Source organism: Alteromonas stellipolaris, assembly GCF_001562115.1.
Taxonomy (GTDB): domain Bacteria; phylum Pseudomonadota; class Gammaproteobacteria; order Enterobacterales; family Alteromonadaceae; genus Alteromonas; species Alteromonas stellipolaris.
Genome location: NZ_CP013926.1, coordinates 2,822,545 through 2,842,627 on the forward strand (window position 1 = coordinate 2,822,545; position 20,083 = coordinate 2,842,627).

Below are 20,083 nucleotides of genomic sequence, written 5' to 3' on the forward strand. Positions count from 1 at the left end.
GATTTTTTCTAGTTATTTTTGCCTGACACTTTACTTAACTGGTGAATAATTTCAACGGTGTTTTATACAATATAAAAAATCGGCTCTGTTCGTGCCTGGGCACTGAAGCTTCGTCTATACTATTATCACTAGAGGTGTCTAATGTTGACTTACTCATTTTTGCTTAATTAAAAATACGATTGAGTTTTGTCAGCTAAACGCGCGGTTTAAACAACCATTCATATTTATTAACTCATTATGAAATATACAAAAAATAAGGTTGAACACAGCTTTTTTGATTGTTATTTCAGGTGTAAGAGGCAGCTATGGCCCCCCCGGTAACAACGCCCAAAACTATTCGCAAAATTTTAATTCAATCTATCAGTTTAATGGTGGCTATAACTGGGCTAGTTATCTCTAGTTATTTATGGTTTTCAATCAATTCAGACATTAAGCAACAAGCTATAGAAGAGCGACAAGAGTTAAAACATGAATTGTTAGGCCTGCTAGATATCACCGATAGCTTAATGAAGCAGCAAGTGGATGCTGCGCTAAATGTATTGATCGCCAATACACAGCGCCTAGGAGAACCAAGAATTGTCACGAACTCAGCTTCCACTCCCTCGTTGTATTTTGGTGACATTCTAATTAATGATTCAAATGCGCTGGTGGATGAAGTTACTAGGCAAGTTAATGGTACTGCTACCGTTTTCGTTCGTGAAGGCGATGATTATAAGAGAATAGCCACCAATGTGACCAAGCCTAATGGCCAGCGGGCAACAGGTACACTGTTGTCTAAAGGCGGTTTGGCGATGAAAGCCATCAACAATAAGCAAACCTTTGTTGGCCAGGTTGATATATTAGGTAAACCATACATTACTGCATATCGCCCTATCATAAGTAACGCAAACGAGGTAATTGGTATTCTCTATGTAGGCTATAGCGCAGATATTAGTACCCTTACCAAAGCCATTAATAATGCCAGTGTGCTATCTGAAGGTTATGTTGTACTTAAAGATGATAAAGGCAGAATTCGCGCTCACAGCGACAATATCAGCGAACAAGAAATTAGCGCAAATGCTAATGAAAGTGCGCGTTGGGACATTCAGTCTTATCCGTTCGAAGCGTGGCGCTACAGCCTATCAATTGGCTATTCTAAAGATGAAGTAGCTACTCGCGTTATGTCGAGATTAGGTATTTTATTGGTTTCACTTTTTGTAGCCTCTGCGCTACTGATTGCTATTTTGGTGTGGCTGATTAACCGTACTGTTTCAACGCCACTTAATGCGTTAACCAGACGTATAAGCGACTTAACTGGCGATGATGGCGACTTAACGCAACGTTTTGCAACGGGCCACACTGAGGAAATTAACGATATCAGTAACAGCTTTAACCAGTTGTTAGACAAACTGCAGACCACAATCTCTGAAACGAGAAAATCCACTCAGCAAATTTCGTCGAGTTGCTTACAACTTTCTGATATTTCCCGTCGCTCAAATCAAGCAGTATCTAAACAAGTGATGGAAACTGAACAGGTGGCTGCGGCTATCGCGGAGCTAAACGCCACTGCACAGTCTGTCGCGCAAAGCGCTACTACCGCCGAGACCCTTTCGGTAGAAATAACGGGGGTTGCTGGCTCTACCCGAGACTTAGTGGTAAATACATCAAATTTAGCGAAAGAACAACGTGCTGCATTAGTTGAAACGGCTCAATATTCTGACAACCTTACCCAACTTTCTAGCAATATTGGCAGTGTACTTTCTGTTATTGAAGCCATTGCAGATCAAACCAACTTACTGGCTCTAAACGCGGCCATTGAGTCGGCAAGGGCTGGTGAACATGGACGGGGGTTTGCGGTGGTCTCTGACGAAGTTAGACAACTGGCCGTGAGAACTCAAGAATCGATAAAAGAAATCCAGAGCAATATTTCCAAAGTGCAAAATGCGGTGGTTTCAGTTAATACCTCAATTACTGAGTGCTCCACATTATCAGAAGATGTAGAGGCCCAATGTGAACGTATCGCAAACGAAATCACGAATCTAAACGACAGAATTGACAGCATTCGCAACACGAATATTGAAATGGCAAGTGTAGCAGAAGAGCAAAGCCAGGTAACCGAACAACTGAGTGTAAATATTGAGACCATACGCGAGTCTGCACAAGACAGTGCTCGTTATGTAGAAGAAACATCGAAATCGGCACAAACTACGTCTGACACTGCAGTTTCAATAGACAAAGCACTTAGTCACTACAAAGTATAATAGGAAAACCGGTGCCAACGGAAATCCCCGCACCCAATTTAAAGACCCTTTTATTATTTCATTAAACTGAAGCAAGCCCAGGCTACCGCTGGCTATTACTTAAATAGTGTCACTTTTTACAACGCCCTTAGCTAAAACGAGAAGGCACCAATATTGAGATACTTTGCATTTTCATTTTTATTAATAACGCTTTCAGCAAATAGCTATGTTTTTGATCCCAAGCAAGCACGTCAATCGCACAAGGTTATAGTGGAATGCAAAGACATCGCGTGGTCAGACGTTCAAACCCTTGTAGAACCCTATTTATCCGACGATCTTAACGCTGCCCTTGTTATGCAGGGGCAAAGTGCTAATTACAAAGTGTCGTTAGCTGCCGAACAAGTTATTGGTGAACCGGTTCCCGACATAACTAAAACTCTACTGGAATCTATCATAGCCGCAGATTGTTAATGTGATAAGCCTCGTGATAACTAAAAAAGTAAGTAAGATTCCCTACCCCGCTTCAGAATTTATTCTTTATCTGCGTAATCAATTCTAAACTCTTTTACACAATGTGCCGTAGCAATATTGAGCCCTAAATCAAAATCAAGGTCAGCGACCATGATTGCAACGGAAACTGGCTTTATTTAAAGCCCTGAAGGATATTTACAATGGCTAAAAGACCCCAATTAACAACATCAGCTGGCGCCCCAGTGGTAAGTAACGAAACAACCAAAACCGCAGGAGAGCGCGGCCCAGCTCTTCTTCAAGATTATCAGTTGCTAGAAAAACTAGCCCATCAAAACCGAGAACGTATTCCAGAGCGTGTTGTTCACGCTAAAGGCTGGGGAGCACAAGGTACTTTCACGGTTACCCACGATATCACCGACTATTCTTGCGCCGATATTTTTTCACAAGTAGGCAAGCAAACTGAAGTGCTAAGCCGATGGTCAACCGTAGCAGGTGAGTCTGGTGCGGCTGATACCGAACGCGATGTGCGTGGGTTCAGTCTGAAGTTTTATACCGAGCAAGGCAACTGGGATATGGTAGGTAATAATACCCCAGTGTTCTTCGTTCGCGATGGCTATAAATTTCCTGACTTTATTCGTACTCAAAAACGTCACCCGAAAACTAACCTTCGTTCACCAGAAGCTATGTTTGACTTCTGGGCAGGCCAGCCAGAAAGCGTACACCAAGTCACTATTCTTATGTCCGATAGAGGTATTCCTGTCTCGCCAATGCATATGAATGGTTATGGAAGTCACACTTTCAGCATGTGGAACAAAGACGGCAAACGCCATTGGGTGAAGTTTCACTTCAAGACCCAGCAAGGCATTAAGAATTACACCAATGAAACGTCTGAAAAAATTATTGGTAGTACCCGTGAGAAGTATCAAGAAGAGTTGTACAACGCTATTGATGAAGGCAATTTCCCTAAATGGACCATGTACATTCAAGCCATGCCAGAGGAAGATGCTGGCAAGCAAGCCTTCAACCCTTTCGACTTAACAAAAGTATGGCCACACGACGATTATCCGCTTATTCAAGTAGGCGAACTGGAAATGAACAAGAATCCAGAGAACTATTTTCAAATGGTTGAAAATGCGGCGTTCAGCCCATCTAACATCGTTCCAGGTATTGGTTTCAGCCCTGACAAAATGTTGCAGGCACGTATCTTTTCCTATGCTGATGCCCACAGATACCGTTTAGGTACGCATTACGAAGCACTACCTGCCAATGCGCCTAAAAACAGTAAGGTAAACCACTATCATAAAGACGGTGCTATGCGCTTCTTTACCAACGATTTTGGCAACCCTGATGCGTATTACGAGCCAAACCAACACGAAGGCCCTGTGGCAGATTTCTCAGTTAAAGAACCACCACTTCGCATTGACGGTGATGCAGACAGATATCATCAAGAAGATGCGGATGTTGATTACGTTCAACCCCGTAAACTTTATGAGATGTTTGATGACGCACAAAAAGAGCGTATGTATAAAAACTACGCGGCGGCCATGGGTCCATGCTCAGATAGCGTGAAAGAGCGCTGGTATGCGGTGTTAGAAAAAGTACACCCAGATTATGCAGCAGGTGTGAAACACGCTGTTGAAACCTTGGATACCGACGTTAACACAGTACCTATTACTGAAAACACGCCGATTGAAGATAACTAATTTCAATCGGAAACGTTTCAATTAACGTTACGCTTCTATAGAAGCGTAAAGCCCCTAACACGAAGTGTTGGGGGCTTTTTTGAGATTCAAAGTAAATAAGAAAAAATCTTAATGATGCGCAAAGGTTGAACTACATCATGCCCAACACTATATGCCCACGACTCCCGCATTTGTCGCTAGGTTTTAATCGGGCTATTTCTTATCAGAACGCTCGGCTCTTTTCTTTTTCTTCCGCTCGTTTTTATCGGTTACGATCTTAATCGCTTCTTCTTGCGTTAAGTTAGGGTGTTTAGCCACTATTTCTTTAACTCTGTCATCAAATTTTGTCATTTATAAATCTCATATTTTGTATGTTCAATATTACAGCGGTTCTAGCTTTCAACGGGAATAGATGTGTAGCGGTTCAACTTCTTGCCGAGTTTGCAACTTAAGGCAAGATAAGGAAAAAGCGCATGCTTTATACTCAGATGTCTTCGCACGAATAAACTAGAACAACACCTTATGCGTGATAACACTATTTTACATCAAACACGAAGATAATGATGTCGAAATCGAGTTAAAATTTGAGAGGGGTTTAGTGGAGGCTTTGTGGGATTAATTTTGTGAAGACTAATTTTTTGGACAGCCACCGCCAGTATTTAATGGAGAAAAAAGCCTTAAGGAGGAAAACGGTAGGTGATAAGAGGATCAGAGTACTTTGAAACCGTAAGTTAACTCTGACCCTTTTTTACTGCCCCTTTTTAGCGATTGCTATGCCGGTTTAACGTGTAGAACACCGACTTCAACTTTCACCACTTCAGCCGTTGCACCTTTTTTTAGAATAGACGAAGACTTAACAGACCATACCACGCCAGAAAAGCGGGCTTTACCTGGCTCACCAGGCGCTACATCACTTTCTAATTCGAATTGGGTACCAATCCAGTCGGATTTTACTTCTTTCGGCGCTCGATCTCGTTGTAGTAGCTTCATTGGCCGCCACAGCACAAAGGTAAGTACCGAATCGATAATCGCTATAGCTATAAATGCGTCTAACAATTCCTCATCTAAAATCCCGATATACATAAGGCCCGACGCGAGCATCATAGAGATACCTAACGTCAAAAGTAATATGGTGGTGAACCCCATCATTACTTCAAGAATAAGCAATGCTAAGCCTATGCCGATTAAAAAATGAGGTAAATTGGTAAACATATTATCCATTGCTATGCCTTTTTGCCTATTGCGTTCGCAATTGTCATTGCTTGCGCTACAACACTGCCTATTTCTGTCCCGCTGTCTGGCAACAAAACAATTGAAGACTCTTTAGCAATTTTCTCTTTTGCTTGAATAGCGCCTTTTGCCAGCTCAAGCTGCACCGCTTTTTGGCCCTCTTGTGTGGCTGCCGCTTTACCAACGGTTTCGATGGCCTCGGCATCCGCTTGTGCAACACGAATAATAGCCTGAGCCTCACCATCGGCTTTCAGTATTTGTTCTTCTCTGTCAGCTTCAGCGGCAAGCACTATTGCTTGTTTATCACCTTCGGCACGGTTAATAGCCGCTTGACGATCACCTTCAGACTCTAAAATTTGCGCGCGCTTCAATCGTTCCGCTTTCATTTGCTGTTCCATAGCATCTAGTACTGAATTCGGCGGATTAATATCTTTTAGCTCGTAACGTAACACCTGAACGCCCCACGGAGCAGCGGCTTCATTAAGCGCAGACACAATATTAGTGTTTAACAAGTCTCGCTCTTCAAAGGTTTTGTCTAACTCCATTTTCCCGAGCTCAGAGCGCATGGTGGTTTGGGCCAACTGCGTTACGGCAAATGTATAGTCTTCTACACCGTAAGTGGCTTTGTAAGGGTCGACGACTTTAAAATACAATACGCCATCAACGCTTAATGTGATGTTGTCTTTCGTAATTGCAGACTGTTCAGGTACGTCACCCGCCTGCTCTTTCAACGAGCGATTTGCCGCAACAGTATCAATAAAGGGCACGATAAAATTTAGACCGGCTTCCAAAGTGGTGTTGTACTTACCAAAACGTTCGATAATGTACGCGCGGTTTTGAGGTACAAATTTTATTGAGGATTTAAGGCCAATAACAATAAGCACAAGTAAGATGACTTGATACGAAAACACGTAGTCTAAAACGGTTTCTAATTCCATTTATGTACTCCTAAACGATTACTACAACTGCTTGTAATTAGCTTTTATATCACAAAATGAAATCACAAAAAGCAGTTTAATTGTCAGGAAATGTAACGATTGGGTCGAGCGACTTTATAGCAACCTTAATGACACCCACCGTAAAGAACTAATCAAATATTTATCAACTAAACACATTATTTTCTATTACTTTTTAACAGCTTAGCCTCTGCTTAAAAAACAACCATTGCTATACATAGAAGTATTATGTAACTTATACATAACACTCCTATGCAAAGAGACGCTATGGCTTCAACAATTGCAAAAGACTTAGTCGCTGCCTCAGCTACGCCGTTGATCCTCTCTATTCTGAAGAATGGTGATAGTTACGGTTACGAAATTATTCAGCAGGTAAAAGCGCATTCAAACGGTTTGCTTGAATGGGCAGATGGAATGCTATACCCCATTTTGCATCGGATGGAGAAAAACGACTTCATTGAATCCTATTGGGGTAAGGCCGATACGGGTAGAAAGCGGAAGTACTACACCCTGCAGGATGAAGGCCGCAAAGAACTACTTAAGATGCAAGATCAGTGGCATCAGCTATACACTTTACTTATGTCTTTCAAAGGAGAATAAGGCATGTTTGATCTCGATAACGCTGTTGAAAATTGGTGCAATAAGGTTGTCTCTCACAATATCTGGGATGCAGATAAAATTGATGAATTGAAAGATCACCTATATTGCATAATCGAACAAGATGTAAATTCGGGCACCGATGAAAAACTCGCTTTTGAAAAAGCAACCAGTGATTTGGGCTACCCCGAAGCAGAAATTAAGGCGTCTTCTGGCCGAGCCAAAATTATCCAAAGAATATGTCGAGTATTAAATAAAATTGAAGGCAATTCCTCATCAGATTCACCATTGGTGATAGGTCACGCGATAATATGGGCTAGCGTAATGCTTGCAATGGCGCTAGTTGTTAAAGATAAAGACGCTAATGGGGCTGTATTATTGATTTTACTATTAGGGTGGTTTGCCAGCTTTACCATTCTTGACGGTACGAAAACTTCAGCAAAAAAAGAGTGGGCTTGTTTAAAACGCTTCGTTGAACGGAAATTGTCTTAATTCTCCGACTTGGTGGGTGTTAGCGTGATGTTAGTATTGTTGGAAAAGTAGAGCAAAGGCTTAACCCCACTATAAGCGATATCATTAATAAAAATAAAACCGTCACGTTTTTGCAGAAATTAGTAAAGGGCCTCTTTAAGTGAAGAAAGAAAGTTTTGAAGCGTTAAAAGTTGTTATGGAAAGCTACGCTCCCCTATCAAATGAAACCTGGGATAACTTCTCCAATCTTTGCAAAGTAAGAACATTAAAAAAGGGAGCTCTTCTCTATGAAGCGGGAAAACATCCAAAAAGTTTTGCTTTTGTGGTGAAAGGGCTGGTCAGAGGGTATGTTATTAATGAGCAAGGGCAAGAATACAATAAAAACTTCTTTGTCGAAGGGCAGTTTCCCGGTTCAATGACAGCCCTACTTACCTCGCAACCTTCTCGTTTGGCATTTGAGACTGTTGAAGACAGTCTGTTGGTGGAAATCGATTTTGCAGGCTTTCGCCAATTACTTTTTTCCAATAACGAGTTGATGAAATATCAAATCATTTATCTGGAAAAAAATTGGTTACTGCACAAAGATGCTCGAGAAATAGAATTAGTTCAGGATAATGCCACGCTACGATACCAGCAATTTACCTCTGAGTTTCCCAACTTGGCGGACAGGCTGCCACTATACCAAATTGCTTCACACCTCGGCGTAACGCCAACACAACTAAGCCGGATACGCAAAAGTCTCAATAATGAAAAATAACTTTCAAAATCAACCTATGTAAAGGAAGTACATTTCATACCCCGATAATCTTAGTTGAAGTACAACAAAGACGACATACGGGATATGACATGAATGTAATAAACGCATTAAACTGGCGCTATTCAGTTAAAAGTTTTTCCGAACAAAAGCTACAGCAATGGCAGTTGCGCGAACTCCTTGAAGCAACTCGATTGAGCCCTTCTTCTTACGGACTTCAACCCTATAAGGTCATCGTTATAGAATCAAAAAGCGTGAGGCAGCGTTTATTGCCTTTTGCTTATGGTCAAGAGCAAGTAATTAAAAGCTCTCATTTACTGGTATTCGCTGCCAGAACTGACATTGGTTCCCACTTAGTCAGTGACTATATTCAGGAGGCATCGAAAAATAATGATACGTCTTCTGAATCTCTAACAAGTTTTGCTGCAATGGCTGAAAAAGCGCTAGAAACTATGAACACAAAAGAAGGTTTGCACTGGGCACAGCAGCAGGCTTTTATTGCACTAGGAAACATGTTGACCAGCGCAGCTATGATGAAAATTGATACTTGCCCAATTGGGGGATTCGACGCTCAAGAATTTGACGCCATACTTAATCTTACAGCCAACAACCTCGCTTCCACGGTTATTTGCCCTATTGGTATTCGTGACCCAAATGATAAATACAGCCAACGCCGCAAAGTTCGTTTTGATCATCAACATCTAGTAATGGAGATATAATATGTGGGCCTTCCCTGCATTGGCTGTACTAGCCGGTGCCGCTATTACTTTTCAGGCCAGTATGAACGCTCGTTTGGGAGTTCTTCTTAAAAACCCAGTGCTAGCGACAGCAATTGCGTTTTTATTTGCCTGCTTTTTTACATTATTGTTTATGCTGATAAATCAAAGGCAACTTCCGGTATATGCGGATATCAGGTCTATTCCAACTTATTTATGGTTTGGCGGCATTCTCAGTGCATTTGGTGTTGGCAGCTATTATTATCTGATCCCGAAAATGGGTGTGGGCAGCATGATGTCTTTTGCACTGAGCGGACAGTTAATTCTTGCAATTATCGCTGGGCATTTTGGATGGTTTGAGCAACCAATTAAACCTATTACTCCCAAAGTTATCATTGGTATTTTCGCCATGGTACTTGGCATTAACCTTATAAACGGGGGGACGAGAAATGTCTATTGATCAACAGAACATTCATAACCTGACCGCGTTATGGAATAAATACGGCACAAAGTCCATTACTCATGAGGGAAACAGTACATTACTGACAACCCTAGGGTGGCCTTATCGCAGTTGGTTGGAAGGTGAAAACAACCTATCGCTACAAATATCTGCTACTCCTAAAAGCCACCGAATTACCTCTTGGCCTTACCCCTTGCCTAAAGCAAATAATGTGGCGTCTATTTCTCGCTTGGACGAAAACTGGCATTTAGAGTTTGAACAAACAGCCATGTATCTGAAATTGAATGAAATTACATTGCCAACTGAACAACAAAACAACCTAGATTTACGCATAGTCAAAGATGCCGAATCCCTAACTCAATGGTTGCAGATAAGTAGTGAAGCGTTTGGCTACGAGATGGATCAAGAAGTGTTTAAGCCTTTATTGACTGACTGTGACATCGAAATTTATCTAGGCTACCTTAACCAGAAACCTGCCGTAAGTGCCTTACTCTATAAGACAGGCAACGTCACTGGACTACATCAGATGGGTGTCAAAAAAGCTTTTCAAGGCCAAAACGCAGCAAAAAGCGCCATGTATTTGTTACTTGCTCGTGCGCAGCAACAACGGTCTGAATTTATGGTGTTACAGGCATCTAAAATGGGCCTTCCTCTTTACCTTAAGCTTGGCTTTCAAGCGCAGTTCAAACTATTAAACTTTCATTTTGTTGAAGAGAATAGTGATGCGTGATGCGTGATGCGTGATGCGTGATGAATTATAGCGCTGTGACCGAGGCTTACATAACAAAATTGAAATGATATCAAGAAGCTCGGATGGTTTTAGATACGTTGAAAATTACAGAATGAGAGTGATGACCCATTGAGCACATCGGTTAACGAATAAGATGCTGTTATCAATCGAGTGAGGTGGATGCTGATCCCTCATTGATGGGGTAGAGCTGTAAAGGCTATAAGCGTCATGAAGATAGGAGAAGTTGGTCGGTGTGAGAGGATTTGAACCTCCGACCCCTGACACCCCATGACAGTGCGCTACCAAGCTGCGCCACACACCGACCGAAAGAGCCGATAAGTCTACTTATTTTTAGTCACAATGCAACGACAATTGTGCAAATCCTTGGTTAAGCGCTTAATTGCTAATCAGTTTGTAAAATAAAACTGCACATCCGGTGTGAAACATCATTTTTATAACGTTAAATAACACACTGCGGTTACTACCAAAGCAACAATCACGTTTAGTACTATGCCCTCTCGCGCCATGGTTTTTATATCAAACTTTTCGGTGGCATAGGCTATTGCATTTGGTGCGGTTGCCACTGGCAGCATAAAGGCGCAACTGGCGCTAATAGCAGCGGGGATCATCAGCAGTTTTGGATCTACGCCTACCGCAAAGCCTGCTGCTGCCAATATTGGCATAAGTAGTGTGGCTGTAGCGGTATTCGATGTTATCTCGGTTAGGAAGGTTACAAATAAACAGATACCCAGAATAAGGAAAATTACTGGTAAGGTTGAAAGCCCAGTAAGCCACTCCCCCATTAAAACGCTTAAGCCCGATGATTTAAACGCTTTGGCAATGCAAATACCACCAGCGAACAATAACAACATGCCCCAAGGAATATTATTGGCGGTTTTCCAGTCGAGTAATTTATCGTGTTGGCTTTTGCGCGTTTCGGTGGCAGGCGTTGTTTCACCGTTGTTGGTCATGAACATGGCGACCACACCAGCTACTGCAATGGTGCTATCGCTAATGGTGGTAATGCCTAACCACGCACTCCAAAAAGGCCTGAATACCCACGCCATAGCGACAGTGCCGAATATTGCCAAAACGCGCTTTTCAGCTACTGTCCATTTGCCCGGTTGAGGTAACGCAATGTTACCCACTTGCGTTAATCCCCGCGCTAGCCACAACGCCATTAACGGAATAGAGACTAGTACAATGGGTACCCCAGTTTTCATCCACTCAATAAAGCTGTACTCATGTCCTTGGGTTTCTTCGTAAACACTCATAAAGATTATATTGGGCGGCGTGCCAATGGGCGTGCCCACGCCGCCTAGGCTTGCGGCATAAGCAATACCTAAAATAAGTGCCACACCAAAGCGGGGATTTTCCATAGCATTAATAATTGCCATGGCCATGGGTAGCATCATCAAAATGGTAGCAGTGTTGCTTATCCACATGCTTAAAATAGCGGTTGTCAGCATAAAGCTTAAAATTAGCTTTAGTGGGCTACCTGCCCCAGTTACCCGCAACATGTAAATAGCGAAACGTTGATGCAGGTTAGCTTTTTCTAACCCTTTCGACAGCATGAACGCGGCCATTAGTAAGATAATAACGTGGCTACCTAGCGACGAAGCCGCTTCGGTATGCGTTAACACACCAGCTAGAGGAAAAAGTGCAAATGGAATGAGTGAGGTTGCGGGTATGGGCAACGCTTCCGTTACCCATAATATTGCCACAAACAAGGTAATGCCTGCGGTAAGTGCAATATCAACGCTTATATTTGAAAAATAAATACCTGAGCCAAGCGCTAGCGAAGTAACAAGGGCAATAAGAATAATAAACGAGCTTTTGTCGAACGGCTTATTAGATCTCATTGCATACCCTTTTTTTATACTTTACTTCATGTTTTGCTACATGCTTTCTTTATATAGTTTACGCGCTAAAGATTTTATGCGCTGTTTTTATCGTCTGACGATATACGACTAGCTACTGCACCGTCTTGCCCTTTATATTTGGCATCTACTCGCGCGTTGTAGGGCTTCTCGGCGGGGTTCGATAACACTTCAAAGCTTAACGCACCAATTTTCATTTTCGGGCGAAGGGCTAATGGCAATTTTCCACTGTTATAAAACTCCAGCACGATATTGCCCGACCAACCTGGATCGATTCTGTGTGCAGTTACATGCACCATTAAGCCTAAGCGTGCTAGCGATGAGCGCCCATCTAGCCATCCAACAATATAATCAGGCAAGGTAACCGATTCATGCGTAATGGCCAATGCAAGCTCCCCTGGGTGCAAGAAAAATGCTTTGCCTTCTGGCAGTTCAATTTCGTCACTCATTACGTGATCTAGCGCTTCTTGCACTTGCGCTTTAGGCCCACTTAAATCGATGTAAGGTGCTTGATGGTCTTCAAATACGCGAAATTTATTACCTAGGCGAATATCTACTGTCACCCCACTAATTTCTTCGTAGTCGGGTGTTGGGTCTATTTTTATTTTCCCAGCTTTTAAATGTTCGTATATATCGCGGTCGCAAAGGCGCATGAGCGGTAAGTCCTTACTATAAAGTGTGCGGTATTATGCGTATGTAGCTCACACCAATCAACTGGCTATAAGCTCTATTTACTTTAAATACCAAAATTAATAACTGAAACGATTAAAAGTGACTAATTTCTGTTTAGGTTTGTAATTTATAGCTTGCCGTCTAAAGCTTTCTGGCTACGCCAATGGGGTCGCCTTTAATATGCTTGTTTTGCTGCGTTCTAGGGGCAACGGTTAACGCTAATTGCATCGATAATGCTCTAGCTGCTTCGCGGTAGCTTTCACTTAATGGGCTATCTGGCGCACTTACCAACAATGGTGTACCCGCATCGGCGTGTTCGCGTACGGTAATATCTAGTGGCAATTGGCCTAGCAGCGGCAAACCGTGTCGCTCGGCCAATATTTCGCCGCCATCTTTTGAAAATACATAGTCTTTGGCGCCACAGGCGCGGCATTGGTAGTAACTCATGTTTTCAACTAACCCTAATACCGGCACACCGACTTTTTCGAACATGCTAATGCCTTTTTGAGCATCGGCCAGGGCTAAATCTTGTGGTGTGGTAACTACTACCGCAGCTGTCAGCGGCACTTGCTGTGCCATAGTAAGCTGAATATCACCTGTACCCGGTGGCATATCTACAATTAAATAGTCGAGTACGGGCCACAATGTTTCATCGATAAGCTGCTTTAATGCCCTGCTTGCCATTGGGCCTCGCCATACCGCAGCGTCTTCTTGAGGCACTAAATAACCAATGGAATTTGCTACCAAGCCATGAGCACTTAACGGCTGCATATGTTTATTATCACTGCTATGCGGGTGCGCATCGGTATTGCCCAGCATAATAGGCACCGATGGGCCATAAATGTCAGCATCCAAAATGCCTACATTGGCTCCTTCCTGCATAAGCGCGAAGGCCAGATTAATACTGGTGGTCGACTTCCCTACCCCACCTTTACCCGAGGCCACGGCAATAATATTTTTAATATTGTTTACAGCGGGATTTTTAGTTTCACCCGACGCTATATGTTGGCTAACGATGAGTTGCTGTTCGGTAAGCTCGCCTTTTAACGCTTCTAGCACGTGGGCTTTTACGTTCGCTTGCTGGGTTTTATAACAAAACGGTAAGCTGATGGTAAATGCGTTGGCAGGGTTTGTGTCGTCAACTTTTACTGCATCAGTGGCTTTATCTACATCTAACTTATCTGAGCACCATTTCGCGGTAATGGTGGCTTCAACACTGAAGTAGCTGGCTAAAATAGCGGCAACTCTGTCGATGAGTAGCTTAGCTTTACGGGAAAAGAACATAAATTATCCTGTCTACGGGGTATTTTGTGAATTTCGTAATGCAAAAAACGCGGATTTCCGCTAGTATTTGCAGCCATTTTGAAACGCGAAGAATCTATACGTAATTATGTCTGAAAATCGCCGCATTCTGGTAACCAGTGCGTTGCCCTACGCCAATGGCTCTATTCACTTAGGCCACTTGCTTGAACACATTCAAACCGATATCTGGACACGGTTTCAGCGTCTGCGTGGAAACGAATGTTACAGTGTTTGTGCCGATGATGCACACGGTACGCCTGTTATGCTTAAAGCGCAGGAACTGGGTATTACGCCAGAAGAAATGGTTGCAAGAACCCGTGCAGAGCATCATCAAGACTTGCTCGATTTTCACGTAGAGTACGACAACTACTATGTAACCCATTCGCCTGAAAACAAGGCCTTGTGTGAAGAAATTTACACCCGTTTAGATAACGCCGGTTACATTAGCAAGCGCACTATCAATCAATTATACGATCCGCAAAAAGAAATGTTTTTGCCAGACCGCTTCGTTAAGGGTACATGCCCAAGCTGTGGTGCTGAAGATCAAAACGGCGATAGCTGTGATGTGTGCGGTGCTACTTACAGCCCTACTGAAGTTAAAAACCCTCGCAGTGTGGTATCTGGTGCTACGCCAGTATTGAAAGAATCTGAACATTTCTTCTTCGACCTACCTAAGTTTGAAGATATGTTGAAAGGCTGGATCCGTTCTGGCGCTTTGCAAGAAGAGATGGCCAATAAACTACAAGAGTGGTTTACCGAAGGCTTGCAGCAGTGGGATATCAGCCGCGATGCGCCTTACTTTGGGTTTGAAATTCCTGGTGCACCGAATAAGTTTTTCTATGTGTGGGTAGATGCCCCTGTTGGTTACATGGCCAGCTTTAAAAACTTCTGCGACCAAAACAATCTGGAATTCGACGATTTTTGGGGCGCAGATTCAGAAGCCGAGCTTTACCACTTTATCGGTAAAGATATTACCTACTTCCACTGCCTATTTTGGCCTGCCATGCTAGAAGGTGCGGGTTACCGTAAGCCTACTGGTGTGAATATTCACGGTTTTGTTACTGTGAATGGCGCGAAAATGTCTAAATCTCGCGGCACCTTTATTAAAGGTCGCACCTATTTAGACCACTTGAACCCAGAATACTTACGTTATTACTTTGCGTCTAAGCTTGGCGATAGCGTAACGGATATCGACTTAAACTTTACCGATTTCGCACAAAAAGTGAATTCAGATTTAGTAGGTAAAGTCGTCAACATTGCTAGCCGTTGTGCCAGCTTTATTACTAAGCGCTTTGACGGCAAATTGTCTGACAACATTTTAGAACCCGAGCTTATTGCCGAGTTCCAAAATGCAGCCGACACTATTGCTGACTTATTCGAGCGCCGTCGTTACCACCAAGCGATACGTGAAATCATGACATTGGCCGATAAAGCCAACCAATTCATCGATACCAATGCCCCTTGGGTAACGATAAAAGACGAAACCAAACAGCAGTTCACTCACGATGTATGTTCGTTGGGTATTAATATGTTCCGCCTGTTGGTCATTTACTTAAAACCTGTGCTTCCAGTACTGGCAGAAAAAGCAGAAGGCTTCTTGAACGATGAGTTTACTTGGTCGTCTCTTGAAACCGTGCTAACTGGCCACGCTATCAACAAGTTTAAGCCGATGATGCAACGCGTAGAAATGGAGAAAGTAGACGCCATGGTTGATGATTCAAAAGAAAACCTAGAGCCAACAAAACCAGCGGTTAGCCCAGACAGCCCGTTAGGTAAAGATCCTATTAGCGAGACAATCTCGTTCGACGACTTCGCTAAGGTAGACTTACGTATTGCACGTATTGCTAACGCTGAACATGTTGAAAAAGCCGATAAGCTTTTGCGACTTGAATTAGACTTAGGCGGCGAAACCAAGCAAGTATTTGCTGGTATTAAGTCGGCCTACTCGCCCGAAGCGTTAATTGGAAAGCATACCGTGATGGTAGCTAACCTAGCACCACGTAAAATGCGCTTTGGTATGTCTGAAGGCATGGTATTAGCTGCTGGCCCTGGTGGCGATGAGCTTTATATCTTAGAGCCGCACGAAGGTGCATTACCTGGTATGCGCGTTAAGTAATATGTAGTTACTGCCTTAGGCAAGCCAACCCCTATAAAATTTGAAAGCCGTGTTGATAATCTCAACACGGCTTTTTTGTTTTTGGGAAAAAGATGGGCGTGTTCTTGTTTCTCTGCTTAATTTAAACATGAGTCTAAAATTGGACATCCATGTTTTAACGTCACTCAAACGATGCAGATCAATTGTGGACACCCACTTTTGGAACAGCCAGCTGAATTGTGGGTGTCCAAGTTTCAACTTAAACCAAAACTATGGGTGTCTCAGTTTTTGGTTTTGTTATACGAAGAGGTTCTGGCACTGGCTGCGCCTACGGGTGAGAATTGTCGCTTCAATTGTAGTTTGGGGCGAATGGCTGTCATGGGCATCACCCGCTTTCTGGCTAAAATTACATACATTGCGCTGCACCACGGAAAGTAAGCAGATAAATAGTGCTGAATATTTTTTGAATACTCCCAGCGAGGCTGGAAAAATAAGGTAGAAAACATAATTTGGCGCTGTTCTACAATTTCAAACCCTAATAACTGCAACCAATCTTTTATGCGATACGAGGTAAAAAAGCGCGCATCATGCAACTTGTTATCTCGCTTAACCGGCAAGAACTTAGCGATGCCGGCTAAACTCAATGGGTTAAACCCGCTAATTATCACATAGCCACTTTGGGTAATAACTCTATCTACTTCCCGTAAAATTTCGTGGGGGTCTTGCGCAAAGTCCAATTCGTTCGCTAACAAAAAGCCGTCTATGCTGTTTTCTGAAAAAGGTAGCTGATGTGACTGTCCAACTATTTTAGGGCTTGCAGAACTGTCTTTGCCCATAAATGTGTGGCTGTCCGTTAACGTGTTCGATAACGTGGCATCTGATAACTTACCATGCTGATGCTTAGCGTCTTCTAAACTTTGTGATGAACTATTTACGCCTTCCATCCCCTCAGCACTGCTGATAGCACTGTCGCTTAATTTATCACGCGATACGTGCATTGCGCTATATGGGACTTGGCTAATAATGTTGCGTATAGGGCTTTGCTTTAACGGTATTTGCGCACTTAAACTGCCAAGTTTCACGAAGTGATAGCCAAAAATACGTTGAGTGTAGTCGTCGCACACTTGCGTGATGGCTTGCTTAATTTGCTCTCCTGCTGGAAAGTCGGTCCAGTCTTCAGGATAGCGGGGGGCTTGGGAGCGAAATGCTGATCTCATAGTTGCTAAGCGTGCCTTAAGGTTGCTCTGTGTACAACAAGTTCTTATAGTATCGCATAATTATACCTACACAAGCAGGTGCACCATGGCGACTGACGTTCTTCCTCACGGCATTTCAATTTTTCCAATCGAAGCATTTAGCGACAATTACATCTGGTGTATTCACAGTAGCGAGCAAGCAATCGTGGTCGACCCCGGCGACGCAGAGCCTGTACTTGCGTTTTTGAAAAGTGAAAACCTTCATTTAGCGGCAGTGTTAATCACACATCATCATCATGACCACACCGGTGGCATTGCTAAATTAGTTTCTGCAAACCCAGGCCTTCCCGTTATCGGCCCAAGAGGGGGTCATATTCGGGGTATCACTAAATCTGTTTCACAAGGCGATACCTTACAGCTCCCTGTATTAGATTTAGAATTCCAAGTAATGGAAGTCCCCGGTCATACCCTCGACCATATTGCATTCTTTGGCCACAATGTTTTGTTTTGTGGTGATACATTATTTTCAGCAGGCTGTGGCAGGTTGTTCGAAGGTTCACCTGAACAAATGCTTCACTCGTTAAACAAGCTGAAACGCTTGCCCGATAACACACTGGTTTACTGTACCCACGAATACACGCAATCGAATGTACGCTTTGCATTAGAAGTAGAGCCAGAAAACCAGGCCCTTCAAGCCTATTCATCCTGGGTAGATAAAAAACGAGAAATTGGTATGCCTACCCTTCCCTCAAATTTGGCTGAACAAAAACAAATTAACCCTTTTTTACGTTCTCATGAACTTTCTGTACAAACTGCTGCCGAAGCTTATTGCGAAAAAAACATGGGCGACGATGTAGCAGTATTTGCTGCAGTTCGACGCTGGAAAGATGAGTTTTAATGCAAAACTAACGCACTGAAGGTAGAATGTGCGGTTTGCAGATATTCGAGAGGTTCCTTCTACATGCAGTTGAAGTTGTTTGTTTTGTCACCCGTATTACTAGCGTTAGGGCTAAGTGGGTGCCAAATCACAGGAGAACAAATACAAGAAGACGTAGTGAATGTGCAAAATGTTGAAGGCTCAACTGAACCTTGCAACACATTACACGAAACGCCCGAAGCAATTGAAGACTGTGAAATAGCGCGCGATGGCGTTATTGATGTAGTGCACCCTAAAGATAATTTGCTGTCGGAAGCAGAAGCGCTTATTGATGATCCGGCAGTAGAAACCGAAGCCATTATCACCAATGTATGGCAGCGAGTAAGCGATGGGCTTAATTTATATATTCCTGATGATCGCCGCGTTGATGTGCAAAAAAACTGGTACCTAAAGCATCCAGAGTACATGAAGCGTGTGGTTACTCGTGCAAAGCCCTTTCTTTACTACATTGTTGATGAAATAGAAAAGCGCGACATGCCAATGGAATTGGTGTTATTGCCTATTGTTGAAAGTGCCTTCGATCCGTTCGCTTATTCTCATGGCCGAGCGGCTGGCATGTGGCAATTTATCCCGGGTACAGGCAAGCGCTTCGGGATGGATCAGACATGGTGGTACGACGGCCGCCGTGACGTTATAGCCTCTACCAAAGGTGCTTTAGACTACCTGACCTATCTATCAAACATGTTCGATGGAGACTGGTTGCACGCGCTGGCGGCGTATAACAGTGGCGAAGGTCGTGTTTCTAAAGCTATTCGCGCGAATAAAAAGGCTGGTAAACCTACCGATTTTTGGTCGTTAAACTTACCTCGTGAAACTCGCGCATATGTGCCGAAATTATTAGCGTTGGCTGATATTTTAAAACACCGCGATGAATATGCTTTTGCATGGCCTGAAGTTGAAAATGTTGCCGTTATCGAAGTAGTAGATATTGGATCACAAGTAGATTTGGCTTTTGCTGCAGACCTTGCGGGTATGACGCTTAAAGAATTACATGCGTTAAACCCAGGTTTTAACCGCTGGGCTACAGCACCTGAAGGCCCCCACCGATTAGTGCTGCCGTTAACAAAAGCGGCCGATTTTAGTGATGCGCTTGCTAAAATTGATCGCACTGATCGATTGAACTGGGTTCGCCACACGGTGAAGCCAGGCGATAGTTTAGGGAAACTTGCGAATAAGTATCACACCACAGTAAAAGTGATTAAGCAGGTTAATGAGCTAGATTCGAATGTGATTCGTATTGGCCAACCTATTATGGTGCCAGTGGCATTGAAAGCCCTCGATAATTACGATTTATCGCAAGGCCAACGTCTAGCCAGCGTGCAAAATAAAAAGCATGGTGCGTACAAAGTTACTCATACCATACGTTCGGGTGATACGTTATGGGATATCGCCCGTAAATATGGAGTCACTACAAAAAAATTGGCAAGCTGGAACAATATGGCGCCTGGCGATATGCTTCACCTTGGCAAAAAGCTTGTGGTGTGGCAAAACTCCAATAGCAACGCAAAAAATGCAGACGCCATTACCAAGCGCGTGACCTATACGGTAAGAAATGGCGACTCACTGTCGCGTATTGCGAATAAATTCAATGTTAGCATCAGCAATATTGGCAAATGGAATAACATCAATACCTCGCGTTACTTACAGCCTGGCCAGAAGCTTAAGCTGTTTGTAGACGTCACTAGACTAAACAGCACAGGCTAAACAGTACAGGA

At 43.2% G+C, this 20,083-nt stretch carries 19 protein-coding genes and 1 tRNA gene; 12 read left to right on the forward strand and 8 right to left on the reverse strand.

Translation table 11 applies throughout. The annotated features are described in order from the left end of the window. Positions 1-305 precede the first annotated feature (305 nt). From AVL57_RS12010 to AVL57_RS12020, 3 genes are all read left to right on the forward strand, one after another. Positions 306-2,240, forward strand: a complete 1,935-nt coding sequence (locus AVL57_RS12010; RefSeq protein ID WP_057791062.1) for a methyl-accepting chemotaxis protein — start codon at positions 306-308, stop codon at positions 2,238-2,240. Between the two features lie 153 nt (positions 2,241-2,393). Beyond that, positions 2,394-2,690 carry a hypothetical protein gene (locus AVL57_RS12015; protein WP_057791060.1) on the forward strand — a complete coding sequence of 99 codons (297 nt, stop codon included), beginning with the start codon at positions 2,394-2,396 and terminating at the stop codon, positions 2,688-2,690. A 200-nt stretch (positions 2,691-2,890) separates the two neighbouring features. Next, on the forward strand, positions 2,891-4,393 hold the full coding sequence (locus AVL57_RS12020; protein ID WP_057791058.1) for a catalase: 1,503 nt from the start codon (positions 2,891-2,893) through the stop codon (positions 4,391-4,393). A 192-nt stretch (positions 4,394-4,585) separates the two neighbouring features. On the opposite strand, the gene AVL57_RS21310 is transcribed toward AVL57_RS12020, so the two are convergent. From AVL57_RS21310 to AVL57_RS12030, 3 genes are all read right to left on the reverse strand, one after another. Beyond that, positions 4,586-4,723, reverse strand: a complete 138-nt coding sequence (locus tag AVL57_RS21310) for a hypothetical protein (protein ID WP_167347523.1) — start codon at positions 4,721-4,723, stop codon at positions 4,586-4,588. Positions 4,724-5,143: 420 nt separating this feature from the next. After that, positions 5,144-5,593, reverse strand: coding sequence for an NfeD family protein (locus AVL57_RS12025; protein WP_057791055.1), 450 nt, complete (start codon positions 5,591-5,593; stop codon positions 5,144-5,146). A gap of 2 nt (positions 5,594-5,595) precedes the next feature. Then, positions 5,596-6,540 carry an SPFH domain-containing protein gene (locus tag AVL57_RS12030; protein WP_057791053.1) on the reverse strand — a complete coding sequence of 315 codons (945 nt, stop codon included), beginning with the start codon at positions 6,538-6,540 and terminating at the stop codon, positions 5,596-5,598. Positions 6,541-6,825: 285 nt separating this feature from the next. Between AVL57_RS12030 and AVL57_RS12035 the strand changes: the two genes are divergently transcribed. The 6 genes from AVL57_RS12035 (at position 6,826) to AVL57_RS12060 (ending at position 10,286) form a co-directional block, all read left to right on the forward strand. Next, positions 6,826-7,158: a PadR family transcriptional regulator gene (locus tag AVL57_RS12035; RefSeq protein ID WP_057791051.1), complete on the forward strand. Its 333-nt coding sequence runs from the start codon at positions 6,826-6,828 to the stop codon at positions 7,156-7,158. A gap of 3 nt (positions 7,159-7,161) precedes the next feature. Then, positions 7,162-7,647 (forward strand): hypothetical protein, encoded by a 486-nt coding sequence (locus AVL57_RS12040; protein WP_057791049.1) that lies wholly within the window; start codon positions 7,162-7,164, stop codon positions 7,645-7,647. A 139-nt stretch (positions 7,648-7,786) separates the two neighbouring features. After that, the gene (locus AVL57_RS12045; protein WP_231701209.1) at positions 7,787-8,383 is read left to right on the forward strand and encodes a Crp/Fnr family transcriptional regulator; all 597 of its coding nucleotides are present in this window, start codon (positions 7,787-7,789) and stop codon (positions 8,381-8,383) included. A gap of 89 nt (positions 8,384-8,472) precedes the next feature. Then, entirely contained in the window at positions 8,473-9,099 is a 627-nt protein-coding gene (locus tag AVL57_RS12050) for an NAD(P)H-dependent oxidoreductase (RefSeq protein WP_057791046.1), read from the forward strand. Between the two features lies 1 nt (position 9,100). Next, complete coding sequence (locus tag AVL57_RS12055; protein ID WP_057791044.1) at positions 9,101-9,556, forward strand: DMT family transporter; 456 nt, start codon at positions 9,101-9,103, stop codon at positions 9,554-9,556. Continuing rightward, the gene (locus AVL57_RS12060) at positions 9,546-10,286 is read left to right on the forward strand and encodes a GNAT family N-acetyltransferase (RefSeq protein ID WP_057791042.1); all 741 of its coding nucleotides are present in this window, start codon (positions 9,546-9,548) and stop codon (positions 10,284-10,286) included. The genes AVL57_RS12055 and AVL57_RS12060 overlap by 11 nt, the downstream gene beginning before the upstream one ends. Positions 10,287-10,531: 245 nt before the next feature. On the opposite strand, the gene AVL57_RS12065 is transcribed toward AVL57_RS12060, so the two are convergent. The 4 genes from AVL57_RS12065 to apbC all read right to left on the reverse strand — a co-directional run bounded on the left by AVL57_RS12065 (position 10,532) and on the right by apbC (position 14,122). Beyond that, a tRNA-Pro gene (locus AVL57_RS12065) sits at positions 10,532-10,608 on the reverse strand. A 130-nt stretch (positions 10,609-10,738) separates the two neighbouring features. Then, on the reverse strand, positions 10,739-12,148 hold the full coding sequence (locus AVL57_RS12070; RefSeq protein WP_057791040.1) for an SLC13 family permease: 1,410 nt from the start codon (positions 12,146-12,148) through the stop codon (positions 10,739-10,741). A gap of 74 nt (positions 12,149-12,222) precedes the next feature. Continuing rightward, positions 12,223-12,819, reverse strand: a complete 597-nt coding sequence (gene dcd / locus AVL57_RS12075) for a dCTP deaminase (RefSeq protein ID WP_057791038.1) — start codon at positions 12,817-12,819, stop codon at positions 12,223-12,225. Between the two features lie 160 nt (positions 12,820-12,979). Next, complete coding sequence (gene apbC, locus AVL57_RS12080) at positions 12,980-14,122, reverse strand: iron-sulfur cluster carrier protein ApbC (protein ID WP_057791036.1); 1,143 nt, start codon at positions 14,120-14,122, stop codon at positions 12,980-12,982. A gap of 106 nt (positions 14,123-14,228) precedes the next feature. Between apbC and metG the strand changes: the two genes are divergently transcribed. Further along, positions 14,229-16,256 (forward strand): methionine--tRNA ligase, encoded by a 2,028-nt coding sequence (metG, locus tag AVL57_RS12085; RefSeq protein ID WP_057791034.1) that lies wholly within the window; start codon positions 14,229-14,231, stop codon positions 16,254-16,256. A 260-nt stretch (positions 16,257-16,516) separates the two neighbouring features. Here metG and AVL57_RS12090 read toward each other — a convergent pair whose 3' ends face one another. Beyond that, positions 16,517-17,452, reverse strand: a complete 936-nt coding sequence (locus tag AVL57_RS12090; RefSeq protein WP_057791032.1) for a class I SAM-dependent methyltransferase — start codon at positions 17,450-17,452, stop codon at positions 16,517-16,519. 85 nt (positions 17,453-17,537) lie between these two features. On the opposite strand from AVL57_RS12090, the gene gloB reads away from it, so the two are divergent. Both gloB and AVL57_RS12100 read left to right on the forward strand, forming a co-directional pair. Beyond that, on the forward strand, positions 17,538-18,329 hold the full coding sequence (gene gloB, locus AVL57_RS12095; RefSeq protein ID WP_057791030.1) for a hydroxyacylglutathione hydrolase: 792 nt from the start codon (positions 17,538-17,540) through the stop codon (positions 18,327-18,329). A gap of 63 nt (positions 18,330-18,392) precedes the next feature. Continuing rightward, complete coding sequence (locus AVL57_RS12100) at positions 18,393-20,072, forward strand: lytic transglycosylase (protein WP_057791028.1); 1,680 nt, start codon at positions 18,393-18,395, stop codon at positions 20,070-20,072. Positions 20,073-20,083: the final 11 nt, after the last annotated feature.

What these genes read in the sequence shown, in the direction of transcription:
- AVL57_RS12035 (WP_057791051.1), top strand. Translation starts at nt 6,826, where the DNA reads ATGGCTTCAACAATTGCAAAAGACTTAGTCGCTGCCTCAGCTACGCCG.
- dcd (WP_057791038.1), bottom strand. Translation starts at nt 12,819, where the DNA reads ATGCGCCTTTGCGACCGCGATATATACGAACATTTAAAAGCTGGGAAA.
- AVL57_RS12040 (WP_057791049.1), top strand. Translation starts at nt 7,162, where the DNA reads ATGTTTGATCTCGATAACGCTGTTGAAAATTGGTGCAATAAGGTTGTC.
- metG (WP_057791034.1), top strand. Translation starts at nt 14,229, where the DNA reads ATGTCTGAAAATCGCCGCATTCTGGTAACCAGTGCGTTGCCCTACGCC.
- AVL57_RS12050 (WP_057791046.1), top strand. Translation starts at nt 8,473, where the DNA reads ATGAATGTAATAAACGCATTAAACTGGCGCTATTCAGTTAAAAGTTTT.
- AVL57_RS12090 (WP_057791032.1), bottom strand. Translation starts at nt 17,452, where the DNA reads ATGAGATCAGCATTTCGCTCCCAAGCCCCCCGCTATCCTGAAGACTGG.
- AVL57_RS12025 (WP_057791055.1), bottom strand. Translation starts at nt 5,593, where the DNA reads ATGGATAATATGTTTACCAATTTACCTCATTTTTTAATCGGCATAGGC.
- gloB (WP_057791030.1), top strand. Translation starts at nt 17,538, where the DNA reads ATGGCGACTGACGTTCTTCCTCACGGCATTTCAATTTTTCCAATCGAA.
- AVL57_RS12060 (WP_057791042.1), top strand. Translation starts at nt 9,546, where the DNA reads ATGTCTATTGATCAACAGAACATTCATAACCTGACCGCGTTATGGAAT.
- AVL57_RS12055 (WP_057791044.1), top strand. Translation starts at nt 9,101, where the DNA reads ATGTGGGCCTTCCCTGCATTGGCTGTACTAGCCGGTGCCGCTATTACT.
- AVL57_RS12020 (WP_057791058.1), top strand. Translation starts at nt 2,891, where the DNA reads ATGGCTAAAAGACCCCAATTAACAACATCAGCTGGCGCCCCAGTGGTA.
- AVL57_RS12010 (WP_057791062.1), top strand. Translation starts at nt 306, where the DNA reads ATGGCCCCCCCGGTAACAACGCCCAAAACTATTCGCAAAATTTTAATT.
- AVL57_RS21310 (WP_167347523.1), bottom strand. Translation starts at nt 4,723, where the DNA reads ATGACAAAATTTGATGACAGAGTTAAAGAAATAGTGGCTAAACACCCT.
- AVL57_RS12100 (WP_057791028.1), top strand. Translation starts at nt 18,393, where the DNA reads ATGCAGTTGAAGTTGTTTGTTTTGTCACCCGTATTACTAGCGTTAGGG.
- apbC (WP_057791036.1), bottom strand. Translation starts at nt 14,122, where the DNA reads ATGTTCTTTTCCCGTAAAGCTAAGCTACTCATCGACAGAGTTGCCGCT.
- AVL57_RS12030 (WP_057791053.1), bottom strand. Translation starts at nt 6,540, where the DNA reads ATGGAATTAGAAACCGTTTTAGACTACGTGTTTTCGTATCAAGTCATC.
- AVL57_RS12070 (WP_057791040.1), bottom strand. Translation starts at nt 12,148, where the DNA reads ATGAGATCTAATAAGCCGTTCGACAAAAGCTCGTTTATTATTCTTATT.